Origin of the sequence: Streptomyces sp. NPDC015171, from assembly GCF_043079545.1 — a bacterium.
GTDB lineage: Bacteria > Actinomycetota > Actinomycetes > Streptomycetales > Streptomycetaceae > Streptomyces.
Window position 1 is genome coordinate 274,362 of sequence record NZ_JBIBUO010000009.1, and the last position, 22,507, is coordinate 296,868.

Sequence of the window (22,507 nt, forward strand, 5' to 3'; positions counted from 1 at the left end):
AGCTCATGAACAAGCGCATGTCCGCCCTGGCCGTCTCCGCGGCCGTCGCCGGTGCCTTCCTCATCACGTCGGTGCCCGCGCACGCCGCCCCGGCGGCCGGCCACGGCGTGGTCTCCAAGGCCACCGTCACGTGCAACAAGAATGAGATGCGCCAGCAGATAGCCAACCTCAAGAACAAGGCCGCCAAGCTGCGCCAGCTGGGCGAGGACGCCGCCGCCAGGAAGGCGCTCAGCGACGCGAACGCCATCCAGAAGAGGCTCAACGCCTGCATCAAGGCCGAGGACGAGGCCAGCAAGCCGTTCCCCGGCTGAGTCTTCGGCCGGCCGTGTGACAGTGGCGCTGTCCGTCCCGTTCCAGGGACGGGCAGCGCCACACGCGTGTCCGGACGCCGGCGCCGCGGCCCCGGGCGCGCTCACGCGTACGAGTAGAAGCCCCGGCCCGTCTTGCGGCCCAGCAGACCGCCCTCGACCATGCGGGAGAGCAGGGGCGGAGCCGCGTACAGGGGCTCCTTGAACTCCGCGTACAGCGCGTCGGCCACCGCCGCCACGATGTCGAGGCCCACCATGTCGGTCAGCCGCAGCGGGCCCATCGGGTGGGAGCAGCCGAGGACCATGCCCCGGTCGATGTCCTCGGCCGTGGCGAAGCCCGTCTCCAGCATGCGGACGGCCGCGAGCAGATACGGCACCAGCAGCGCGTTGACCACGAAGCCGGCCCGGTCCTTGGCCCGGATCGGCTGCTTGCCCAGTGTCTGCGCGACCCAGGTCTCGGCCCGCTCCAGGGTCTCCTCGGAGGTGTGCAGCGAACCGACCAGCTCCACCAGGGCCATGGCCGGCACCGGGTTGAAGAAGTGGGTGCCGATCACCTGGGCCGGGCGGCCGGTGGCACCCGCCAGCTTCATGACCGGGATCGACGAGGTGTTGGAGGCCAGGATCGCGTCCGGGTCCTCGACCACCTTGTCCAGGGTGGCGAACAGGTCGAGCTTGAGCGTCTCCTCCTCGCGCACCGCCTCCACCACCAGCTGGCGGTCGGCGAGTTCGCCCAGGTCCAGGGTGAAGCGGAGGCGGGCCATGGCCGCGTCCCGGTCGGCCTCGCCGAGCCGGCCCTTGGCGACGGCGCGGTCGAGCGAGGCGAGGACGCGGGCGCGGCCGGCGGTCAGCGAGGACTCGCGGGAGACCGCGACCAGCACGTCCATGCCGGCCAGAGCGCTCACCTCGGCGATTCCGGCGCCCATGGCACCCGAGCCGACGACTCCGACACGGCGGATGGGGGTCATTGTTCTGTGCTTCCCTCTGTGTGTGCGTTGATCGTGCGGGGGTGCGGGCAGGAGGCTCAGCCGTCCTGCCCGCTCTCTTCGGGGCCGATGACGACCAGGACCTGGTCCGCCGAGACGATCTCGGCCAGGGCGCAGCGGACCTCGGCCACCACACCGGCGGCCGGGGCGAGGATCCGGTTCTCCATCTTCATCGCCTCGACGATCGCCACCGTGTCGCCCTGCCGGACCAGGTCGCCCACCGAGACGGGGAGCTGGACCACCGTGCCGGGCATCGGCGAGGTGACCGCGTCGCTGCCGGACGCGCCGTCGTCCTCGCCGGAGACGGCCAGGGTCACGGTGACCCGGCGGCCGTCCACGACCAGTTCGCAGCCGTCGGCCCGGCGCAGGCCCGCCCACCGGGTCTCGCCCGCCCTGCCGCGCACCAGCGCTCCGTCCGGTGCGCAGGTGACGCCGAACCGCTCGCCGGCCACGGCGACCGTGAGCGCGCCGGCCCGCCGGGAGAGCAGCGCCGCCTCCAGCGGTCGGCTGCCGACCCGGCACGCGACCCGGCCCAACGGGGCCTGCGGGTCGAGCAGATGACGGTCGAGGGCGCCGAGGGAGCCGCTCCACGGCGACTCCGCCGTCGTTCCGGCGGGACGGGCGGGCAGGGTCATCGCGGCGGCGCAGGCCGCCGCGATGACCTCCGTGTCGCGGGGGCGCTCGGCGTCGCGGGCGGTGAACTCGTCCACCAGATGGGTGTCGAGCAGCCCGGCGCTCACCCGGGTGTCGTCCAGCAGGTCGGCCAGGAACCCCAGGTTGGTGGTGAGGCCGAGGACGGCGGTGTCGCGCACGGCGTGCCGCAGCCGGGCCAGGGCCGCGGGGCGGTCCGGACCGTGCGCGACGATCTTGGCGATCATCGGGTCGTAGAAGACCGGGACGTCGCCCGCGCTGTCGAAGGCCGCGTCCACCCGGAGACCGGCGGGCCACCGGGCGTCCAGCACCCGGCCGGGGGCGGGGCGGAAGCCGGCGTCCGGGTCCTCGGCGTACACCCGGACCTCGACGGCGTGACCGGACGCGGTGATCTCGTCCTGCGACAGCGGGAGTTCCTCGCCCGCCGCGACCCGCAGCTGCCACTCGACCAGGTCGAGGCCCGTGACGGCCTCGGTGACCGGATGCTCCACCTGGAGCCGGGTGTTGACCTCGAGGAAGAAGAACTCGCCGGAGCCGTCCAGGATGAACTCGAAGGTGCCCGCGCCGACGTACCCGATGGCCCGCGCGCCCCGTACGGCCGCCGACAGCAGGGCCTTGCGGACGTCCGCCGGGAGCTGGACGGCCGGCGCCTCCTCCACGATCTTCTGGTGCCGGCGCTGGAGCGAGCACTCCCGCTCGAAGAGGTGCAGCACCTGGCCGCGGGTGTCGCCGAAGACCTGGACCTCGATGTGCCGCGGGCGGCGCAGATACCGCTCGACCAGCAGCCGGCCGTCGCCGAAGTTCGCGCGGGCCAGCCGGACCGCGGCCTCGACGGCGGGGACCAGCTCGTCCTCCCGCTCGATGACCCGCATGCCCTTGCCGCCGCCTCCGGCGACCGGCTTGAGGATGACCGGGTAGCCGACGCGGGCCGCGTGCGTCCGGATCTCGTCCGCCGACTCGGTGGCGTCCGCCGAACCCGGCAGCACCGGCACGCCCGCCTCGGCCATCAGCCGCTTCGCGGTGGCCTTGTCGCCCATGGCCGCGATGGTGTCGGCGCCGGGCCCGACGAAGACCAGGCCCGCCTCGGCGACCGCCGCGGCGAACTCCGCGTTCTCCGAAAGGAATCCGTATCCCGGGTGGACGGCGTCGCAGCCGGTCCGCAGGGCCGCGTCGACCAGGGCGTCGACGCGCAGATAGCTGTCCGCCGCGGGGGAGGGGCCGAGCAGCACCTGGTCGAAGGCGCCCTCCAGGTGGGCGGCGGCGCCGTCCGCCTCGGAGTGCACGGCGACGTACTCGACGCCGAGGCGACGGCAGGTGCGGGCGATCCGGCGGGCGATCTCACCCCGGTTGGCGATCAGAAGTCGTTTCACCATGGCGGGTCATCACATCCTGAACACGCCGAAGCGCGTCTCTCGTTGCGGTGCTGCCGCGGCCAGGGCGAGGCTCAGCGTCAGCCATTCACGGGTGTCGACCGGGTCGACCAGAGCGTCCACCCACAGCCGGGCGGCGACGTAGAGGGGCTGGCCCTCGCGGTCGTAGTTGTCCCGGATCGGCTTCTTGAACGCCTCTTCCTCGTCCGGGGTGAGCGCGCGGCCCTCCTTGGCCAGCTGCTCGTTCTTGATCAGCGCCATGACGGTCGCGGCCTGCTCGCCGCCGACCACCGACGTCTTGGCGTTGGGCCACATCGCCATCAGCTGCGGGCCGATGGAACGCCCGCACATGGCGAGGTTGCCCGCGCCGTAGCTGCCGCCGATCAGCACGGAGAACTTCGGTACGGCGGCGCAGGAGGCGGCGTTCACCATCTTCGCGCCGTGCTTGGCGATGCCGCCGGCCTCGTACTCGGCGCCGACCATGAAGCCGTTGATGTTGTGCAGGAACAGCAGCGGGATGCCGCGCTGCGAGCACAGCTCGATGAAGTTCGCGGACTTCTGCGCGCTCTCGGAGAACAGCACGCCGTCGTTGATCAGCACGCCCACCGGATAGCCGCCGATCCGGCCGGTGCCGCACACGATCGTCGTCCCGAACCGGGCGCGGTACTCGGTGAACTCGCTGCCGTCCAGCAGCCGGGCGAGGATCTCCCGGGCCGGGATCGGCTCGCGCGGGTTGGCGCTGATGATGCCGGGCAGCTCGGCCGGGTCGTACAGCGGCGGCACCGGCGTCTCGGGCGGCGCGGCCGGGACGTCCCTGCCGTGCCGGGCGGCGATCTCCCGGACCAGGGTGAGCGCGTGCTCGTCGTCGAGGGCGAGATGGTCGGCGACCCCGCTGGTCGCGGTGTGCAGATCGGCCCCGCCGAGGGTCTCGGTGTCGACGATCACTCCGGTCGCCGCCCGCACCAGCTGCGGACCGCCCAGGAAGATCGACCCGTTGCCCCGCACGATCACCGTCTCGTCGCACATCGCCGGGATGTACGCGCCGCCGGCGGTGCACGAGCCCATCACGGCCGCGATCTGCGGCAGGCCCATCGCGGACATCTCCGCGATGTTGCGGAAGATCCGGCCGAAGTGGTTCTCGTCCGGGAAGATGTCCTCCTGCATCGGCAGGAAGACGCCGCCCGAGTCGACCAGGTAGATGCAGGGCAGCCCGTTCTCCCGGGCGACCTGCTGGGCCCGCAGGTGCTTGCGCACGGTCAGCGGGTAGTAGGTGCCGCCCTTCACGGTCGCGTCGTTGGCGAACACCACCGTCGGCCGGCCCTCCACGATGCCGACACCGGTGATGATGCCGGCGGACGGCACCGCCTGCTCGTACACCTCGTGCGCGGCGAGCTGGCCCAGCTCCAGGAACGGCGTCCCCGGGTCGAGCAGCCGGCTCACCCGCTCGCGGGCGGTCAGCTTGCCGCGTGCCGCGTGCTTGGCCCGCGCCGCGGCACCGCCGCCGGCCGTGGCCGCCGCGCGGGCCTCGGCGATCCGCTCGCGCAGACCGTCGTAGGCCTCGCTGTTCCGGCGGAACACCTCACTGGAGGGGCTGATGTTCGAACGCAGAACCGCCATGTCACTTCCCTTCCGTGGCGACGGCCGTGGGTGCCGCGGGGCGGACGGCGATGCGGGTCATCACCCAGGCGGCGGCGCCCAGCGCCGCGGCGACCGTGGCCCAGGCGAGGTCGGCGTGGAGCAGCGCGGCGGTGGAGGCGGCCACGCCCGCCATCGACTGCTGGATGAAGCCGCACAGGGAGACGGCGTACGCGCCGTGCCCGTGCTGGCTGCTGACGGCGGTGGCCATGCTGTTCGGGAACAGCACGGACTGGCCGAAGGTGGTCACGCAGTACAGCGCGACGAAGGCCACCAGGGCGCCGGTGTCCGGCAGTCCGGGCACCGACCACAGCACGATCATCAGCACGCCGGCCGCGGTCATCACGACCGATCCGGCGGTCATCAGCCGGCCCGAACCCGTCCGCGCCACCAGCCGGTTGACGGTCATCGCGCCGACGAAGTAGGCGGCGCCGAGCAGCAGCCCCAGGCTGCCGTACTCGTCGGTGGCGAGCCCGAAGTGCTGCTGGAAGACGAACGGGCTGACCTCCTGGAGCACCACGATCGTGGCGAACCCGGCACCGCCGGCCAGCGCCGGCAGCAGGAACGCGGGCTGCCTGCTGATGGCGAGGCAGATCCGCAGCACCTCGGACGGGCGCTGCACGGCACGGCTCGACTCGCACGGCACGGTGAAGGTGAGCAGCGCGGCGACCGCGCCGACCGCGGCGAGGACCGCGAAGCCGGCCTCCCAGTGCGCGTAGCGGCCGATCAGACCGCCGAGGAACTGACCGCCGCCCATCGCCGTGATGAACGCGATCGACAGCACCGACAGGCGCTTGGCCAGCTCGTCGCCGCTCCACCGGTCGCGCACCATGATGCGCGCGATGATCGCCGCGCCGCCGGCGCCGATGCCCTGCAGCGCCCGCAGCACCAGCAGCGCTTCGGGGGAGCGGACCAGCGCGATCGCCGCGCTGGTGAGCACGAACAGCGCCAGCGAGGCCAGCAGCGGCCCCCGGCGGCCGTACCGGTCCGCCGCCACGCCCCACAGGACCACCGGAGCCGCCGCACCGACCACGAAAACCGAAATGGAAAGCGCCGCATAACTGCGGGACATTCCGAAATCGTGCGCCACGACCGGCAGCGAGGGCAGATAGATGGTGGTCGCCATCTGGGCCATGAAGACCAGCAGGCAGGAGAGTGCCATGATGCGCCGGTCCACCTGGTTCCCGGCGCTCTCGTCGCCGGTCGTCCGCTTTTCCTGGGCGGCCGAGATCTCAGTCATTCTGGCTCCGCAGATCATTGACCAGACGGCCGAAGTGCTCGATGTCGGTCTTCGTCATGTCGGCGCGCAGCATGATGCGCAGTCCTGCCTTTCCACGGGCGATGACCGGGAAGAACAGCGCGGAGGTGTAGTACCCCTCGGAAAGGAGGGTGCGGCCGATGCGGACCGTCTTCTCCTCCGAGCCGATGTCGATGAAGCGGATCGGCAGTCCGTCGCCGCTCTGCGCGGTGGGCACCAGGGCGTCGAACCAGTCGATGTTCTCCTGCAGCCGCCGCTGCAGCTCCTTCAGCTCGGGCGAGCGGTGCAGCTCGGCGGAGGCGGTGATCGCCCCGAGCCCGGCCGTGTTGATCCGCTGCGACCAGGTCAGCGGGCCGCCGTAGCGCAGGGCGAGGTCACGGCGGTGCCGGGAGCCCTGCGGCCCCAGGAAGATCGCGCCGCCGGACGCCCCGAAGCCCTTGTTCAGCGAGGTGATGATCAGCGTGCGGTCGTTGATCTCGCCCATGGCGTCGAGCACGACCCCGCGCCCCTGGTCACCGCGGGTCGACACCCCGTGCGCCTCGTCGAAGAACAGGAAGAGCCCGTACTTCTCCTGGAGCCGCAGGAGTTCGCGCACCGGCGCCTGACCACCCGTGCTGTACACGCCGTCGGCCACGTAGGCGACGTTCGGATGCGTGCGGCACAGCTCTTCCAGGGCGTCGATGTCGTTGTGCGGGATGGTCCTGACCTCGGCCTCGTCGGCGACGCTGGGCTTCATCGCGTTCAGGCAGAAGTGCGCGTGCTTGTCGAACACCATGAGCGGCGGCACATCGCCGGTGAAGGCGCCGGAGGCCAGCAGGGGCAGCGCGGACCAGGCCGCGGCGGCACAGGAGGCGAGCGTGACCGCTTCCACCCGGAACAGGTCCGAGAGCGCGTCCTCGGCGTCCCGGAGGATTCCGAAGTGCACGCGCATCCGGGAGACCGAGGTGTTCAGCGAGGCGTTCTCGGTGACGGCGTCGGCCGCCGCGCGGATCAGCGCGGGGTGGGAGTCGAGCCCGAGGTACGAGTACGACGACATATTGAGGAACTCATGACCGTCGGCGCGGGTTGCGTAGCGGCCGGCACCCAGGTTTCCGGCCACGATTCCGGCCATTCCGGAAGCGGCGGTCACGTTCCAGAAGTCGTTGCTTATCCCGATTGTTTTTTTGATGTTCATGAAGGCGTGCAAGGTCGCTCCCGAAGCGCTGATGGCCCCAACGGGCCCGACGAGCACAGACATTCGCAACTCGTCGTAGCGAATGTCAACGGGTGCAACCGGCAATGTTCTGCCGGTCGGTCCACAAAGGAACCGGCAGAAAATTGCCGGTCACCGGACCGGAAAATATTTGCCGGTCGGCGGCTGTTGAAAAACGCCGCCGCCGTCGGCGAGACTGAGGGCCGGGGCGCGGGACCGGGGGCTCAGCCGTCCTGGAGACCGAGGAAAGTGAGCCGGAGTCCCGGATAGCCGACGGGATGCAGCACCTGGGCGACGACGTCGACGGTGCGCGGAGCGAAGCGGGGGATGGCCAGGCGGAAGGTGTGCCCGTCCCGGTTGGCGATGATGACCGGACCCTCGTCCCAGATCCGGCGGCACTCGGGGTCGGCGAGTGCGGTGCGCAGGATGCCGGCGAGTTCGGGGTGCGCCGGGTACTGGGCCAGGGCGTAGCGCAGCATCGCGAGGTACGCGCGCCCGTGCCGCGGCCAGTCGCCCAGCTGCTCCCGCGCCTCGGGGTCGGTCAGCCCCCAGCGGATCAGATTGGCGCCGGGGACCCGCACCCACGGGAACCACTCGGCCATCGCCGCGTTGTGGCCGAGGACGTTCCAGGCGTTGTCGGTGAGATAGGCGGGCTGGGCGGGCTGCAGGTCGAGCAGCCGGTGCAGCGGGGCCAGATCGATGCCGTCGCCGGGTGACACGGCGGGGAAGGGCTCGCCGCCCGCGGCGTAGAGGAAGAGGGTGGCCCGTTCGTCGGCGCACAGCCGCAGCGCGTCCGCGAGGGCGGTCAGGGTGCGGGCGTCCAGCCGGGGCAGGGTGCCGCGTTCCAGATCGCGGTACCAGCGCTCGCTCATGCCGACCGCCGCGGCGACCTCGGTCTGCGGCAGCGGCTTGCCGAGGCCCAGGTTGCGGCCCGCCCGGGCCCGCCAGGCCCGCAGCAGCACCGCGAGTCCCACCGTCTCGTCCGGCAGGTGTCCGCCGGTCCGGTCCGAGGAGTTGTCGCGCTGCATAAAAGGGGCCTCTGCTCTGACTTCTGCGTCGTGCCGTGGCTCTCTCGGGAGCGGCCGGCGTGGGGTGCCACGCAACGGCATCGCCGGCACCGTGTCAGGTGCGGACGCGAATCGGTCACCGCTGGTCAGGTCCCCCGCATAAGAGTAACCGGCGAGTAGGAATGATTTTGCGCCATCCTGCGGCGGCGGAGCCGCCCGCCCGCCGCCCGCCCCGCACCGCCCCCACCTGCGGAGGACTCCGTCCGGGAACCGGTTTTGAACATGTTCAATTCACGGCGTACGCTCCTGCCATGAGCGACAGAGCCGCCCTGCTCAAGGGCATTCGCGTCTGGCTGGTCCTGTTCGTGGTGTGCCTCGTACTCAGCGGGGCCACCGCCTTGCCCCTGGTGCACGAACTGCGCTGGACCGAGGACGTGCTGCGGTCCCTGTCCGTGCCGGAGCACCTGCCGGGGCTGACGGACTGGATCGCACGGGTACGGCAGGGGCTGGACACCGTCGACGCCGAGTACCCGTTCGTGCTGTACGGCACCGACTGGCTGGCCTTCGCCCACCTCGTCATCGCGGTCGCGTTCTACGGCCCGTACCGCGACCCCGTCCGCAACATCTGGGTCATCGAGTTCGGCATGATCGCCTGCGCCGGGATCATCCCGCTCGCCCTCTTCTGCGGACCCGTCCGCGGGATCCCCTTCTGGTGGAGCCTGATCGACATGTCGTTCGGGATCTTCGGTGTCATCCCCCTCTACGTCGTACGCCGGAAGATCAAGCGGCTGGAGGCGCTCGGCACGCCGCCCGCGCCCCCGGCCGCCGTCCCCGCGGCCGGCTGAACCCCGGGCGGCGGCCCCGCCGGCCGAAGGTCCGGCGGGGCCGCCGGGTCCGTCAGCGGTTGAACGCCGGGTAGGCGAAGCGCTCGGCGACGGCCTGCCCGTCGCCCTTGGCGTCCGTGGCGCCGACCGAGTAGACCAGCGTGCGGGAGAGATCCGGGGTCGCGGCGACCACCGTGGCGTACCCCGGCCGTGAGCCGGTCTTGCCCCAGATCACCTTGCCGTTCAATTCGAACCGCTCGAGCCCCGCGCCGTACCGCGCCCCGGGCACGTCGGGCAGGGTGAACATCTCCTTGAGCTGCGGCTCGGGCACCACCCGGCCGCTGAACAGCCCCACCAGCAGCCGCTCCAGATCGGCGGTGGTCGAGATCAGGTCACCGGCGGCGAACCGGTCGGTCATGTTCCAGTCGGTCACGTCGACCAGCTTGCCGTCGATCCAGTCGTAGCCCCGGTTGTGCGGTCCGTGGATCCGGGGGTCCGCTCCCACCGGGTACGAGCTGTGCCGCATGCCCAGCGGCCGGAAGATCCGTATCCGCGCCTGGTGCGCGTACGAGTCGCCGGTCACCTTCTCGATGAGCATGCCGAGCACGGTGTAGTGGATGTTGCCGTAGGTCTGCTGCGTGCCCGGCGCGTACTGCGGGCCCTGGGCGACCGAGGCCGCCACGACCTGGCGGGGCGTCAGCGTCTCGAAGCGGTGCGGATAGCCCTCCTCGACCGTGTCGCCGAGGGAGGCCCCCGGGCCCAGGCCGCTGGTGTAGTTCAGCAGCTGCCGCACGGTGATCGGGGCGAAGTCCTTGGTGAGCAGGCCCGGCAGGTAGCGCTGCACGGTGCCGTCGAGGTCGATCCGGCCCTCGGCGGCCAGCTGCAGCACGATCGAGGCGGTGACCACCTTCGTCACCGACCCGGCCCGGAACCGCGCGTCTTCGAGAGCCGGCGCCCCGGTGCGGACGTCCCGCACGCCGGCGGTCCCGCGCCAGGTGCCGTCGCCGCCGACGCGGAGCAGCGCGGCGGTCGCGTCGTGGTCGGGGAGCCCGGCGATCGCGGCGGCGAGCGCCTCGGCGTCCGGGCCGGCCGCGGCCTCGCCGGCCGGGCGGGCCGAGGCCGCGGGGGAGGCCGCCGGTGCGGACGCGGCGAACGCGGGCGCGGCCAGCGGGCCGGCGGCCAGCGCCGCGACGAGGCCGGCGGCCACCAGGACGGAACGGCGGGCAGGGCGCATGGAGGACTCCTCGGAGGGATCGGCGGACGATGCGTGATCATCCTCCGGCCGCGTCACCGTCTCCCGGATCCTCACCAGGCAGGACCGGCGCCCCTTGCCCGCCCCCCAGCAACTCCTCCGCCGTGTGAGGGAGTTGCTGGGGGATGACCCCTACGGGGCGGGGCCGGCACCCGCGGGTCCCGCGCCGCCGCCGGAATCTCCGGGCCCTACTGGGAGCGCAGGGCGTGCAGGACGTCGATCCGGTTCGTCGTGATCGAGTCGACGCCCAGGTCGAGCAGCCGGCCCATGGAACGGCGGGTGTCCGGGGTCCACACGGACAGCAGCCGCCCGTCGCGGTGGACGCGGGCGACCAGCTCCCGGCTCACCAGCGAGAAGCGGTAGTTGAGCCAGCGCGGGCGGACCGCGGCCAGCAGCGCGGGCCGCGGCGGAGCCAGGGTCGTCCAGGTCAGGGCGATCTCGGCGGCCGGGTCGGCGGCGCGGACGGCGAGCATGGCCTGCGCGTGCGCGCAGTAGTACACGCGCTCCCGTGCGTCGCTCTGCCGGACCACGTCCACGACGCGCTCGGCCACCCTGCGGTCGACCCGCCCGCACAGGTCCACCATCACCCGGCTGTCCCCGGTCGCGGCCAGTGCCTCCGCCAGCGTCGGCACACCGCCGGCCGTCAGCCCGCGCAACTCCTCGGCGGACAGCGCGCGGAGCGGCCGGCCGACCTCCCACAGCCGTTCGAGCGTCTCGTCGTGCAGCAGCACGGGGACGCCGTCACGGGTGAGCCGTACGTCGATCTCGATGGCGTCCGCGCCCCGGTCGAGCGCGGAACGCAGTGAGCCGAGGGTGTTCTCGCGGAAGCGGTAGGGGTCGCCGCGGTGGGCCACGGCGGTCACGGTCTGCATGGCCCCCATTGTGGCCGCCCCGCGGGCTCGCGCGGGCCCGCGGGGCGCGGGCGGCGACTCAGCGGGCGAGCCAGGCAGCGGTGTAGGTGTCGATCTCCGCCGCTATCCGCTCCTTGCCCGCCGCGTCCAGGAAGGAGGCCTCCACGGCGTTCTTCGCGAGACCGGCGAGGCCGCGCTCGTCCAGCTCCAGCAGCCGGGCCGCCACCGCGTACTCGTTGTTCAGGTCGGTGCCGAACATCGGCGGGTCGTCGGAGTTGATCGTGACCAGCACCCCGGCCCGCGTGAACTCCTTGACCGGGTGCTCCTCCAGGGTGCGCACCGCGCGGGTGGCGATGTTGGAGGTCGGGCAGACCTCCAGCGGGATGCGGTGCTCGGCGAGGTGGGCGAGCAGCTTCGGGTCCTGCGCCGAGCTGGTGCCGTGTCCGATCCGCTCGGCGCGCAGGTCGGTCAGCGCGTCCCACACCGTCTCCGGACCCGTCGTCTCCCCGGCGTGCGGGACGGAGTGCAGACCGGCCGCGATGGCGCGGTCGAAGTACGGCTTGAACTGCGGCCGGGGCACGCCGATCTCCGGGCCGCCGAGCCCGAACGACACCAGGCCCTCCGGGCGGATCCGGTCCTCGGTGGCCAGCCGGGCCGTCTCCTCGGCCGCCGCGAGACCGGCCTCGCCGGGGATGTCGAAGCACCAGCGCAGCAGGGTCCCGAACTCGGCCTCGGCGGCCTTGCGGGCGTCCTCGATCGCGTCCATGAACGCCCGCTCGTCGATGCCGCGCCGGGTCGAGGAGAACGGGGTGATGGTCAGCTCGGCGTAGCGCACCTGCTGGCGGGCCAGGTCGCGGGCCACCTCGTAGGTGAGCAGCCGGACGTCCTCCGGGGTGCGGATGAGGTCCACGACCGACAGGTACACCTCGATGAAGTGCGCGAAGTCGGTGAAGGTGAAGTAGTCGACCAGGGCCTCGGGGTCGCTGGGCACCTTGGAGTCGGGGTGGCGGGCGGCCAGTTCCGAGACGATGCGCGGGGAGGCGGAGCCGACGTGGTGGACGTGCAGTTCGGCCTTGGGCAGTCCGGCGATGAAGGCGCGCAGATCGCGGTCGGCGGTGCCGGCGGCCGGTACGGAGCTGTCGGACAAGGGTTCCTCCCCGGGAAGGGCGCCCGCGGACCGGGGTTCGCGGCGCGGGCGCGGTGATCGGCTGATCGGGTGGCGCGGGATCATCGTAGGCCCCGCGCCGCGGCGGCCCGCCCGGCCCGTAGCATGGCGGGGAAAGCGAGCAGAGGGGTTCTTCCACGATGTCCGACGAGGTGCCGCAGCCCGTGCCGGGGGAGCAGACCGCCGGGCACCGCTCCGGGATATCCCGGGTCTCCCTGGACAAGGGGGCGGCCCCGCGGCCCGCGTCCGTCCACGACCAGCAGACCGTGGCCGCACTGCCGGCCGCCCCGGCCGACGCCGGCCCCGCGCCGTGGACCAGCCCGGCCGCCGCCGGCCCGTTCGCACCGCCGGCGGCCTCGGCGCCGCAGCCGAACCCGTTCGCACCCCCGCCCTCCTCGGCGGCGCCGCAGCCGAACCCCTTCGCGCCGCCCCCGTCCGCCTACGCGCCGCAGGGGGCGACGGAACCGGTGCCCCCGCCGCCGATCGCGCCCGGCGGCCCCGGCCAGGTGCCGTACGGCTACCCGGGCACCGTGCCGGCCCAGGGCTACCCGAGCCAGTCGGCCGCCCCGTACGGCGTCGGCCCCTACCCCGCCGGCGGCTACGGCTGGACCGGTGCGCAGGCGGTCCCGAGCAACGGCATGGGTACGGCCTCGCTGGTGCTGGGCATCCTGTCGGCGGTCGGTTTCCTGTTCTGGCCGTTGGCGCTGGTGCTGGGCATCCTGGCCATCATCTTCGGCGCGATCGGCCGCGGGAAGGCGAAGCGGGGGGAGGCCACGAACCCCGGCGTGGCCCTGGCCGGCCTCATCTGCGGCGTGGCGGGCATCGTCATGGCGGTGGCCTTCGTGGCCGTCATCGTCGCGGTCAGCATCTGACGGCCCCGCCGGACGGATCCCGGATCCTGGGCGGGACGGTCCCGCTCGCCTGAACCTGGCGGGACCGCCCCACCCGGCTACTCGCGGAGCCCAGTTCCGCTCAGCTGTCCCCCGGCAGCCGGTTTCCGCTCAGCTGACCCCCGCAGACGGGTTCCGCTGAGCTGCCTCCGCAGACCGGTTCCGCTGAGCTGCCTCCGCAGATCGGTTCCGCTGAGCTGCCTCCCCGCAGACGGGTTCCACCCAGCTCCCCCCCGCAGACGGTTCCATCCAGCTGCCCCTCCCCGCAGACGCGTTCCGCTCAGCGGCCCCCCCCGCAGACCGGCCGGTTCCGCTCAGCTGCTCCACCAGGGCGGTCCGGCTCGGCCGATCCCGACGGACCGATCCGGTTCGCCTCGGCCAGCGATCTTGGCGCCCCGGAGCCCCGGCACGGCCCCCGGCCCCGCCCCGGCTCGGCCCCGCGCCCGGCTCGGCCCCCCGGCCCCGGCCCTGGCTCGGCACGGCCGCCGGCCGCCGTTCCCAGCGGACCGATCCGGTTCAGCGGCCGGTCCCGCCCCGGCCCGCCCCGGCCCCGACCGGCCCAGCCGCCGGTCCCAGCGGACCATCCGGCTCAGCGGCAGGCCCCGCCCCGGCCCCGGCTCGGCCGGCCCCACCCCCGCCCCGCCCCAGCCACCGTTCCCACCGGACCGATCCGGCTCAGCGGCAGGCCCCGGCGGGCCGGACCCTCCCGGCCGGCCCCGGCGGCTCGCACGCGTGCCTTCCGCGCCGGGACTGCTCGCCCCGGCGGTGTGGCAGCGCCGCCCCGGCGTGCTCGGCCGCCCGGTCGAGGGGCCGCCCCCGACACATGGCCGGTTGTCTCCTGGTGCCTGCGCCGTGCGTCGTTCCACGGGTCACGCCGTCACCCCCCCCAGAGCCGGCGCACCGGGAACCACCCCGCCAAGCCCCGCAGGGCTACGCGGCGAGTCGCTCCCGTGCCTCCATCAGGGCGAAGCCCAGCAGGTTGTGGCCCCGCCAGCGTTCCGGGTCCGAGGCCGCCTCGTCGTCCGCCGACAGGCCGATGCCCCAGACGCGGTCCACCGGGCTCGCCTCCACCAGGACGCGGTCCCCGGTGTTCAGCAGGAAGGTCCCGAGGCCGGCGTCGGCGGCGAACTTGTGCACACTGCCCTCGACCACGATCCGGAAGCGCTCCCGCGTCCATATCCGCTCGTCGAAGTCACGGACCAGCCGCCCCGCCTTCTTCGCCTCGGCGGGATGCCCCGCGGCCAGCACCCGTTGCTCGGCCTCGGCGTCCCCGAACAGCCGGGCCTTGCCCGCCATCATCCAGTGTTCGGCCGTCGCGTACCGCACCCCGTCGACCACGAACGGTGACGGCCACCACTGGCTCAGACAGCTCGCGCCGATCCGGCCGTCCGGCAGCGGCCGATGCCCCCAGAAGTGCAGATACTTGATCCGGGACCCCGTCCGGACCTCCCTGATCAGGGATTCCACTCCGTCGATCTTTCCCATGCACGCGAGTCTGGCAGGCACCACTGACACTCCGTCCGTCCTTTTCCGCCCTGACTCGACACCTGGTCGACAGATTTCGTCGCGTAACCAAAAGGCAACAACGGAATCACTTGTTGGAGGCCTATTGCTCTGTCAGGATCGGCACTCAAATCGAGCTGGAGCTACGCCACCCACCCCCGGGACGGGGCGCACGGCGGAGGAGAGCGACATGCACAACCCGGGCACCGCCACCCCGGAACGATTTCCCGCCCAGGACCGTTTCGCGGACGGCGCGCAATTCATCGCGGGCCGGCTGACCAAGGGCACATCGGGCCGCCACCACGCCGTGGTCGACCCCGCCACCGGCGAGGAGGTGTACACCTACGAGCTGGCCGGCGCCGACGACGTCGACGCGGCCGTCGCCGCGGCGCGTGCGGCGTTCCCGGCCTGGGCCGCCGCCACGCCGGGCGAGCGCTCGGACGCCCTGCACCGGTTCGCCGCCGTGCTCGCCGAGCGCGCCGAGGACTTCGCCCGCGCGGAGTCCCTCCAGTGCGGCAAGCCGCTCAAGCTCACCCGTGAGTTCGACGTGCCGGGGACCATCGACAACACGGCGTTCTTCGCGGGCGCCGCCCGGCATCTGCAGGGGCAGTCCGCCGGTGAGTACTCCGGCGACCACACCTCGTACGTGCGGCGCGAGCCCATCGGCGTCGTCGGGTCCATCGCGCCCTGGAACTATCCGCTCCAGATGGCCGCCTGGAAGATCCTCCCGGCGATCGCCGCCGGCAACACCATCGTCCTGAAGCCGGCCGAGCTGACCCCGCTGACCTCGCTGCTGTTCGCCCAGGCCGCGACGGACGCGGGCCTCCCGGACGGTGTCGTCAACATCGTCACCGGCACCGGCAGGGAGGCCGGCGAGCGCCTGGTCGGCCACCCCGACGTCGCCATGACCTCCTTCACCGGGTCCACCGCCGTCGGCAAGCGGGTCGCCGAGATCGCCACCGCCACCGTCAAGCGGCTGCATCTGGAGCTGGGCGGCAAGGCGCCCTTCGTCGTCTTCGACGACGCCGACCTGGAGGCCGCCGCCAACGGCGCCGTCGCGGGCGCGCTCATCAACACCGGGCAGGACTGCACGGCCGCCACGCGCGCGTACGTGCAGCGCCCGCTGTACGAGGCGTTCGTGGAGCGGACGGCCGCGCTGATGGAGACCGTGCGGCTGGGCGACCCGTTCGCGCCCGGCACCGACCTGGGGCCGCTGATCTCGCACGTCCAGCGCGACCGGGTCGCCGCCTTCGTGGACCGCGCGCGTGCCTACGCGCGCGTGGTGACCGGCGGCGAGGCTCCCCGGGGAGAGCTGGAGAACGGCGCGTACTACCGGCCGACCCTGGTCGCCGACGCGGCCCAGGACAGCGAGATCGTCCAGTCGGAGATCTTCGGACCGGTACTGGTCGTACTGCCGTTCGATAGCGATGATGAGGGCATTCGGCTGGCCAACGACACCCCGTACGGTCTCGCCGCCTCCGCGTGGAGCACGAACGTCTACCGCGCCAACCGGGCCACCCGCGAGATCAAGGCGGGCTGCGTCTGGGTCAACGACCACATTCCGATCATCAGCGAGATGCCGCACGGCGGATACAAGGCCTCGGGCTTCGGCAAGGACATGTCGGCCTATTCCTTCGAGGAATACACGCAGGTCAAGCACGTAATGTTCGACAATACGGCGGTTGCGGCGAAGGACTGGCACCGCACCGTCTTCGGGGACCGCTAGAACGACCAGGCCAGTGACCAGGCCGACCCCTCCCGAAAGGGCACCACGCGCATGGACCAGTACGAGCCCGACCGCCTGACCCCGCCCCAAGTGGCCGCCGTGCGGCGCAGCCTGCGCAGCGGCCGGGCCGCGCTGACCCGCCGGTCGCTGCTGCGGGCCTCCGCGGGCGGCGCGCTGGCCGCAGGCGGCCTCGGGGCGCTGAGCGGCTGCGGCATCCCCGCGGCCGGCAAGAGCCAGGGCGGCACCTCCGCCCAGGACCACTCGGCGCGGGAGAAGGTGGTGCACTTCTCCAACTGGACCGAGTACATCGACGTCGACAAGAGCGGCAAGCGCCACCCGACGCTCGAGACCTTCCGGAAGCGGACCGGGATCAGGGTCGACTACACCGAGGACATCAACGACAACAACGAGTTCTTCGGCAAGATCAAGCCGCAGCTCGCCGCGGGCCAGGACACCGGCCGCGACATCATCGTCCTCACCGACTGGCTGGCCGCCCGGCTGATCCGCCTCGGCTGGGTCCAGAAACTCGACCCGTCCAACCTGCCGCACGCCTACACCAACCTGTCGCCCCAGTTCCGCGATCCCGACTGGGACCCGGGGCGGGCGTACTCGTACCCCTGGCAGGGCATCTCCACGGTCATCGCCTACAACAAGAAGGCGCTCGACGGCGTCGAGGTCAGGTCGGTCTCCGACCTGCTCGACAACCCCAGACTGAAGGGGCGCGTCGGCTTCCTCTCGGAGATGCGCGACAGCATGGGGATGACCCTGCTGGACATGGGCAGGGACCCGGCGCGCTTCACCGACGACGACTTCGACGCGGCGATCGCCCGCCTCCAGAAGGCGGTCGACAAGGGCCAGATCCGCCGCTTCACCGGCAACGACTACACCTCCGACCTCACCAAGGGCGACTTCGCGGCCTGCGTCGCCTGGGCGGGCGACGTCGTCCAGCTCAAGGCGGACAGCCCGGACGTCGACTTCGTCGTCCCCGACAGCGGCTACATGACCTCGACGGACAACATGTGCGTCCCCAACAGGGCGCGGCACAAGACGAACGCCGAGCGGCTGATCGATTTCTACTACGAGCCCGCCGAGGCCGCCGCGCTCGCCGCCTACATCAACTACGTGACGCCGGTCGACGGGGTGAAGCCCTACCTTGCGAAGATCGACAAGGCCGCGGCGGACAACCCGCTGATCGTGCCCGACAAGGCCATGCAGGCGAAGTCCCATGCCTTCCGCTCCCTGAGCCAGAAGGAAGAGACGGCCTACGAAGAGAAGTTCGCGAAGCTCACAGGGGCGTGACGACGATGAAGACGACACCAGACAACAGCGGCGACGTCCGCCTCTCCGGGATCTCCAAGACCTACGGCTCCTTCACCGCCGTACACCCGCTGGACCTGACAGTGCCCGAGGGCTCCTTCTTCGCCCTGCTCGGCGCCTCCGGCTGCGGCAAGACCACCACCCTGCGCATGATCGCCGGCCTGGAAGAGCCCACGGGCGGCACGGTCCGGCTCGGCGACCAGGACGTCACCCGGCTGCCGCCGTACAAGCGGCCGGTCAACACGGTCTTCCAGTCCTACGCCCTCTTCCCGCACCTCGACATCTTCGAGAACGTCGCCTTCGGTCTGCGCCGGCGCGGCATCAAGAGCGTGAAGAAGCAGGTCGAGGAGATGCTGGAGCTGGTCCAGCTGGGCGAGCAGGCGCGCAAGAAGCCGCACCAGCTCTCCGGCGGCCAGCAGCAGCGGGTGGCCGTGGCCCGCGCGCTGATCAACCACCCCAGGGTCCTCCTGCTGGACGAGCCGCTCGGCGCCCTCGACCTCAAGCTGCGCCGCCAGATGCAGCTGGAGCTCAAGCGCATCCAGACCGAGGTCGGCATCACCTTCGTCCACGTCACGCACGACCAGGAGGAGGCCATGACCATGGCCGACACGGTCGCCGTGATGAACGGGGGCCGGGTCGAGCAGCTCGGCTCGCCCGCCGACCTGTACGAGAACCCGCAGTCCACCTTCGTCGCGAACTTCCTCGGCACCTCCAACCTCATCGAGGCCGAGATCGACACGAAGAACGGCGACGACATCGTGCTCAGGGCGGGCGGCGCCAAGCTGGTGCTGCCCGAGGCCCGATGTTCCGCCCCGGCGACGGCCGGCGGCAAGGTACTGGTCGGCATCCGGCCCGAGAAGATCGCCCTCACCCACGCCGACGACGCCGGCTCCGTCCCCGCGGGGCGCAACCGCGTCACCGGCAAGATCGCCGACGCCAGCTTCATCGGCGTCTCGACGCAGTACGTGATCGACACCCCGGTCTGCGACGAGTTCGCGGTCTACGCGCAGAACGTCGAACGCGACGGCCGGCTGGTCCCCGGTGCCGACGTCGTCCTGCACTGGAGCCCCGCCCACACCTTCGGCCTGGACGCGGCACAGGACATCGACGCGGGCACCGAGGAAGAGGCGGCGGCCTGATGTCGACGCTCTCCGAGGCACCCCCGCCGCTCGCCCCCGCCGAACCCGAGAGCAAGCCCGCGCGCAGGCGCGGCCGGTTCACCCCGTACTGGCTGCTGCTGCCCGGCATGCTCTGGCTGATCGTCTTCTTCGCGCTGCCGCTGGTCTACCAGGCATCGACATCCGTGCAGACGGGCTCGCTGGAGGACGGCTACAAGGTCACCTGGCACTTCGCGACCTACTGGAACGCGCTGTCCGAGTACTGGCCGCAGTTCCTGCGGTCCGTCTTCTACGCCGCCGGCGCGACCGTCCTGTGCCTGGTGCTCGGCTACCCGCTGGCCTATCTCATCGCCTTCCGGGCGGGCCGCTGGCGCAACCTGATCATGGTCCTGGTGATCGCGCCGTTCTTCACCAGCTTCCTGATCCGCACGCTGGCCTGGAAGACGATCCTCGCGGACAACGGCGTCGTCGTGCACACCCTGAACTCGCTGCACATCCTGGACCTGACCAACTGGCTCGGCTGGACGGCCGGCGACCGGGTGCTGGCCACACCGCTCGCGGTGGTCTGCGGTCTGACGTACAACTTCCTGCCGTTCATGATCCTGCCGCTGTACACCTCGCTGGAGCGGATCGACGGGCGGCTGCACGAGGCGGCCGGCGATCTGTACGCCAAGCCGTGGACCACCTTCCGCAAGGTCACCTTCCCGCTCTCCATGCCGGGCGTGGTCTCCGGGACGCTGCTGACCTTCATCCCGGCGGCCGGTGACTACGTCAACGCCGAACTCCTCGGCTCCACCGACACCCGCATGATCGGAAATGTCATCCAGACGCAGTTCCTGCGGATCCTGGACTATCCGACGGCCGCCGCCCTTTCCTTCATCCTCATGGCCGCCATCCTGGCCATGGTCACGATCTACATCCGCCGGTCCGGGACGGAGGACCTGGTCTAAATGCCCTTCGTCACCTGGCTCAAGCGCCATCTCGTCGTCATCGCGGGACTGCTGACACTCGGCTATCTCCTGCTGCCGAACGTCATCGTCACGGTGTTCTCCTTCAACAAACCGAAGGGGCGCTTCAACTACGAGTGGCAGCGCTTCTCGACGGACGCCTGGAAGGACCCGTGCGGCGTCGCCGACATGTGCGGCTCGCTGTCCCTCAGCCTCCAGATCGCCGTCTGGGCGACGGTCGGCGCGACCGTCCTCGGCACGATGATCTCCTTCGCGCTGGTCCGCTACCGCTTCCGGGCGCGCGGCGCCGTCAGCTCGCTGATCTTCCTGCCGATGGCGATGCCCGAGGTCGTCATGGCGGCCTCGCTGCTCACCCTGTTCCTCAACATGGGCGCCCAGCTCGGCTTCTGGACGATCCTGATCGCCCACATCATGTTCTGCCTGAGCTTCGTCGTCACCGCCGTCAAGGCGCGCGTGATGTCGATGGACCCGCGCCTGGAGGAGGCCGCCCGGGACCTGTACGCCGGTCCCGTGCAGACCTTCCTGCGGGTCACCCTGCCCATCGCGGCACCCGGAATCGCCGCGGGCGCGCTGCTCTCGTTCGCGCTCTCCTTCGACGATTTCATCATCACCAATTTCAACGCCGGCTCGACCGTCACCTTCCCGATGTTCGTCTGGGGATCGGCACAGCGCGGCACACCCGTGCAGATCAATGTGATCGGCACGGCCATGTTCCTCGTCGCCGTCCTCTTCGTCCTGACCTCTATGCTCATCAGTAATCGCCGTAACAAGCAAAAGGCGTAGGCCTTTTTCAGGAAAGTCCGCTGTAGGGAGTTGAAATCATGGCCCCAAGCGCCATGAGCCGTGGCAAAGACAACTGGACCGCTTCTCTTTCCGAGGCCCAGCCGGTTCCGTACTGGCTGGAAGACCCTGGCAAGCCGCACCCCGAGCCCGCCCTCACCGGCACCGAGACCTGCGATCTGCTGGTCGTCGGCGGCGGCTACAGCGGGCTGTGGACGGCGCTCAACGCCAAGGAGCGCGACCCGCAGCGCGATGTGGTGCTGCTGGAAGGCCGCGAGGTGGGCTGGGCCGCCTCCGGCCGCAACGGCGGCTTCTGCGCCGCCTCCCTCACGCACGGCCTGCCCAACGGCCTCACCCGCTGGCCGGACGAGATCCACAAGCTGGAGGAGCTGGGCCGGCGCAACCTCGACGAGATCGAGGCCGCGGTCGCCCGGCACGGCATCGACTGCGAATTCGAGCGCACCGGCGAGATCGACGTCGCCACCGAGACCTACCAGGCCTGGGAACTGCGCGACTGGCACCGGCAGCTGGCGGAGCAGGGCCTCGCCGACGGCATCGACTTCCTGGACGCCGACGAGGTGCGCGAGCAGGTGAACTCGCCGACCTTCGAGGCGGGCCTGTGGGACCGCCGGGGCGTGGCCATGGTGAACCCGGCCAAGCTGGCGTGGGGCCTGAAGCAGGCGTGCGTCAGGCTCGGGGTCCGGGTCTACGAGCACACGCCCGCCCTGACCCTGCGGCCGTACGGCGCCGGCATGGCCGTACGCACCCCGTACGGCGCGGTCCGCGCCCGTCGGGTCGCGCTCGGCACGAACATCTTCCCGAGCCTGCTGCGGCGCGTGCGGTCGTACACCGTCCCGGTCTACGACTACGCGCTGATGACCGAGCCGCTCACCTCCGACCAGCTGGCGGAGATCGGCTGGAAGAACCGCCAGGGCCTCGGCGACAGCGCCAACCAGTTCCACTACTTCCGGCTGTCCGCCGACAACCGCGTCCTGTGGGGCGGTTACGACGCGATCCACCACTACGGCGGCCGGGTGCGCGCCGAGTACGACGACCGCCCGGAGACGTACGCCAAGCTCGCCGGCCACTTCTTCACCTGCTTCCCGCAGCTGGAGGGCGTCCGCTTCACCCACGCCTGGGGCGGCGCGATCGACACCTGCTCGCGCTTCTCGGCGTTCTTCGGCAGCGCCCACCAGGGCAGGGTGGCGTACGCGGCGGGCTACACCGGCCTCGGCGTCGGCGCGACCCGGTTCGGCGCGGACGTGATGCTGGACCTGCTGGACGGCGAGCGCACCGAGCGGACCGAGCTGCAGATGGTCCGCAAGAAGCCGTTGCCGTTCCCGCCGGAGCCGTTCGCCTGGACCGGGATCGCCCTCACCAAGTGGTCGCTGGCCCGCGCGGACGCCCACGGGGGCCGGCGCAACCTGTGGCTGAAGGCGATGGACCGGCTGGGGCTCGGCTTCGACAGCTGAGCCCTCAGGGTTCCCGGTCCTCGGACGACCTCCCGCCCCGCCAGGCGGCGTACAGCGTGGAGAGCCCGATCGCCACGGTGGACACCGCCTCGGGTGCGATGCCGGACAGGACGAGGACGACTCCGGTCAGCAGGACGGCGAGGAACGCGACAAGATCGGTTCGCCTTCGGGGGCCGCGCATTGGTATGCCTTTCTGGTCTCGTGGGGAGCGGGAGATCAGACTGGTGCGGTCGTCCG

General features: G+C 71.7%; 19 protein-coding genes and 1 pseudogene. 9 read left to right on the forward strand and 11 right to left on the reverse strand.

What is annotated here, in order from left to right; translation table 11 throughout:
* Positions 1-5 precede the first annotated feature (5 nt).
* The gene (locus tag ACF073_RS25275; protein ID WP_392073600.1) at positions 6-311 is read left to right on the forward strand and encodes a hypothetical protein; all 306 of its coding nucleotides are present in this window, start codon (positions 6-8) and stop codon (positions 309-311) included.
* Positions 312-412: 101 nt separating this feature from the next.
* Here ACF073_RS25275 and ACF073_RS25280 read toward each other — a convergent pair whose 3' ends face one another.
* From ACF073_RS25280 to ACF073_RS25305, 6 genes are all read right to left on the reverse strand, one after another.
* The gene (locus ACF073_RS25280; protein ID WP_392073602.1) at positions 413-1,273 is read right to left on the reverse strand and encodes a 3-hydroxybutyryl-CoA dehydrogenase; all 861 of its coding nucleotides are present in this window, start codon (positions 1,271-1,273) and stop codon (positions 413-415) included.
* 56 nt (positions 1,274-1,329) lie between these two features.
* Positions 1,330-3,315: a biotin carboxylase N-terminal domain-containing protein gene (locus ACF073_RS25285; protein WP_392073604.1), complete on the reverse strand. Its 1,986-nt coding sequence runs from the start codon at positions 3,313-3,315 to the stop codon at positions 1,330-1,332.
* A 9-nt stretch (positions 3,316-3,324) separates the two neighbouring features.
* The gene (locus ACF073_RS25290; RefSeq protein ID WP_392073606.1) at positions 3,325-4,929 is read right to left on the reverse strand and encodes a carboxyl transferase domain-containing protein; all 1,605 of its coding nucleotides are present in this window, start codon (positions 4,927-4,929) and stop codon (positions 3,325-3,327) included.
* A gap of 1 nt (position 4,930) precedes the next feature.
* On the reverse strand, positions 4,931-6,187 hold the full coding sequence (locus tag ACF073_RS25295) for an MFS transporter (protein ID WP_392073608.1): 1,257 nt from the start codon (positions 6,185-6,187) through the stop codon (positions 4,931-4,933).
* Positions 6,180-7,442, reverse strand: coding sequence for an aminotransferase class I/II-fold pyridoxal phosphate-dependent enzyme (locus ACF073_RS25300; protein ID WP_392073610.1), 1,263 nt, complete (start codon positions 7,440-7,442; stop codon positions 6,180-6,182). The genes ACF073_RS25295 and ACF073_RS25300 overlap by 8 nt, the downstream gene beginning before the upstream one ends.
* A gap of 179 nt (positions 7,443-7,621) precedes the next feature.
* On the reverse strand, positions 7,622-8,425 hold the full coding sequence (locus ACF073_RS25305) for a helix-turn-helix transcriptional regulator (RefSeq protein WP_392073612.1): 804 nt from the start codon (positions 8,423-8,425) through the stop codon (positions 7,622-7,624).
* A 290-nt stretch (positions 8,426-8,715) separates the two neighbouring features.
* Between ACF073_RS25305 and ACF073_RS25310 the strand changes: the two genes are divergently transcribed.
* Positions 8,716-9,249, forward strand: coding sequence for a hypothetical protein (locus tag ACF073_RS25310; protein ID WP_392073614.1), 534 nt, complete (start codon positions 8,716-8,718; stop codon positions 9,247-9,249).
* Between the two features lie 52 nt (positions 9,250-9,301).
* Here ACF073_RS25310 and ACF073_RS25315 read toward each other — a convergent pair whose 3' ends face one another.
* The 3 genes and pseudogenes from ACF073_RS25315 to ACF073_RS25325 form a co-directional block, all read right to left on the reverse strand.
* Complete coding sequence (locus tag ACF073_RS25315) at positions 9,302-10,462, reverse strand: serine hydrolase domain-containing protein (RefSeq protein WP_392073616.1); 1,161 nt, start codon at positions 10,460-10,462, stop codon at positions 9,302-9,304.
* 206 nt (positions 10,463-10,668) lie between these two features.
* Positions 10,669-11,352, reverse strand: a complete 684-nt coding sequence (locus tag ACF073_RS25320) for a glycerophosphodiester phosphodiesterase (RefSeq protein WP_392073617.1) — start codon at positions 11,350-11,352, stop codon at positions 10,669-10,671.
* 58 nt (positions 11,353-11,410) lie between these two features.
* Positions 11,411-12,536: pseudogene (locus tag ACF073_RS25325) on the reverse strand (adenosine deaminase).
* Positions 12,537-12,636: 100 nt separating this feature from the next.
* Here ACF073_RS25325 and ACF073_RS25330 point away from each other — a divergent pair.
* Complete coding sequence (locus ACF073_RS25330; RefSeq protein WP_392073619.1) at positions 12,637-13,368, forward strand: DUF4190 domain-containing protein; 732 nt, start codon at positions 12,637-12,639, stop codon at positions 13,366-13,368.
* Positions 13,369-14,316: 948 nt separating this feature from the next.
* Here ACF073_RS25330 and ACF073_RS25335 read toward each other — a convergent pair.
* Positions 14,317-14,871 carry an NADAR family protein gene (locus ACF073_RS25335; RefSeq protein ID WP_392073621.1) on the reverse strand — a complete coding sequence of 185 codons (555 nt, stop codon included), beginning with the start codon at positions 14,869-14,871 and terminating at the stop codon, positions 14,317-14,319.
* A gap of 208 nt (positions 14,872-15,079) precedes the next feature.
* Here ACF073_RS25335 and ACF073_RS25340 point away from each other — a divergent pair, with 208 nt between their 5' ends.
* From ACF073_RS25340 to ACF073_RS25365, 6 genes are read left to right on the forward strand one after another with little or no spacing between them, the layout of a single operon-like run.
* Positions 15,080-16,615, forward strand: coding sequence for a gamma-aminobutyraldehyde dehydrogenase (locus ACF073_RS25340; protein WP_392073622.1), 1,536 nt, complete (start codon positions 15,080-15,082; stop codon positions 16,613-16,615).
* Between the two features lie 51 nt (positions 16,616-16,666).
* Positions 16,667-17,914, forward strand: coding sequence for a spermidine/putrescine ABC transporter substrate-binding protein (locus ACF073_RS25345; protein WP_392073623.1), 1,248 nt, complete (start codon positions 16,667-16,669; stop codon positions 17,912-17,914).
* Entirely contained in the window at positions 17,911-19,071 is a 1,161-nt protein-coding gene (locus ACF073_RS25350) for an ABC transporter ATP-binding protein (protein WP_392073624.1), read from the forward strand. Before ACF073_RS25345 ends, ACF073_RS25350 begins: the two co-directional genes overlap by 4 nt.
* Positions 19,071-20,000, forward strand: coding sequence for an ABC transporter permease (locus ACF073_RS25355; protein WP_392073626.1), 930 nt, complete (start codon positions 19,071-19,073; stop codon positions 19,998-20,000). The genes ACF073_RS25350 and ACF073_RS25355 overlap by 1 nt, the downstream gene beginning before the upstream one ends.
* Entirely contained in the window at positions 20,001-20,801 is an 801-nt protein-coding gene (locus ACF073_RS25360) for an ABC transporter permease (RefSeq protein WP_392073628.1), read from the forward strand. It begins immediately after the preceding gene.
* A gap of 38 nt (positions 20,802-20,839) precedes the next feature.
* Entirely contained in the window at positions 20,840-22,270 is a 1,431-nt protein-coding gene (locus ACF073_RS25365) for an NAD(P)/FAD-dependent oxidoreductase (protein WP_392073630.1), read from the forward strand.
* 4 nt (positions 22,271-22,274) lie between these two features.
* Here the strand turns inward: ACF073_RS25365 and ACF073_RS25370 are convergent, their stop codons facing one another.
* The gene (locus ACF073_RS25370; protein ID WP_392073632.1) at positions 22,275-22,451 is read right to left on the reverse strand and encodes a hypothetical protein; all 177 of its coding nucleotides are present in this window, start codon (positions 22,449-22,451) and stop codon (positions 22,275-22,277) included.
* Positions 22,452-22,507: the final 56 nt, after the last annotated feature.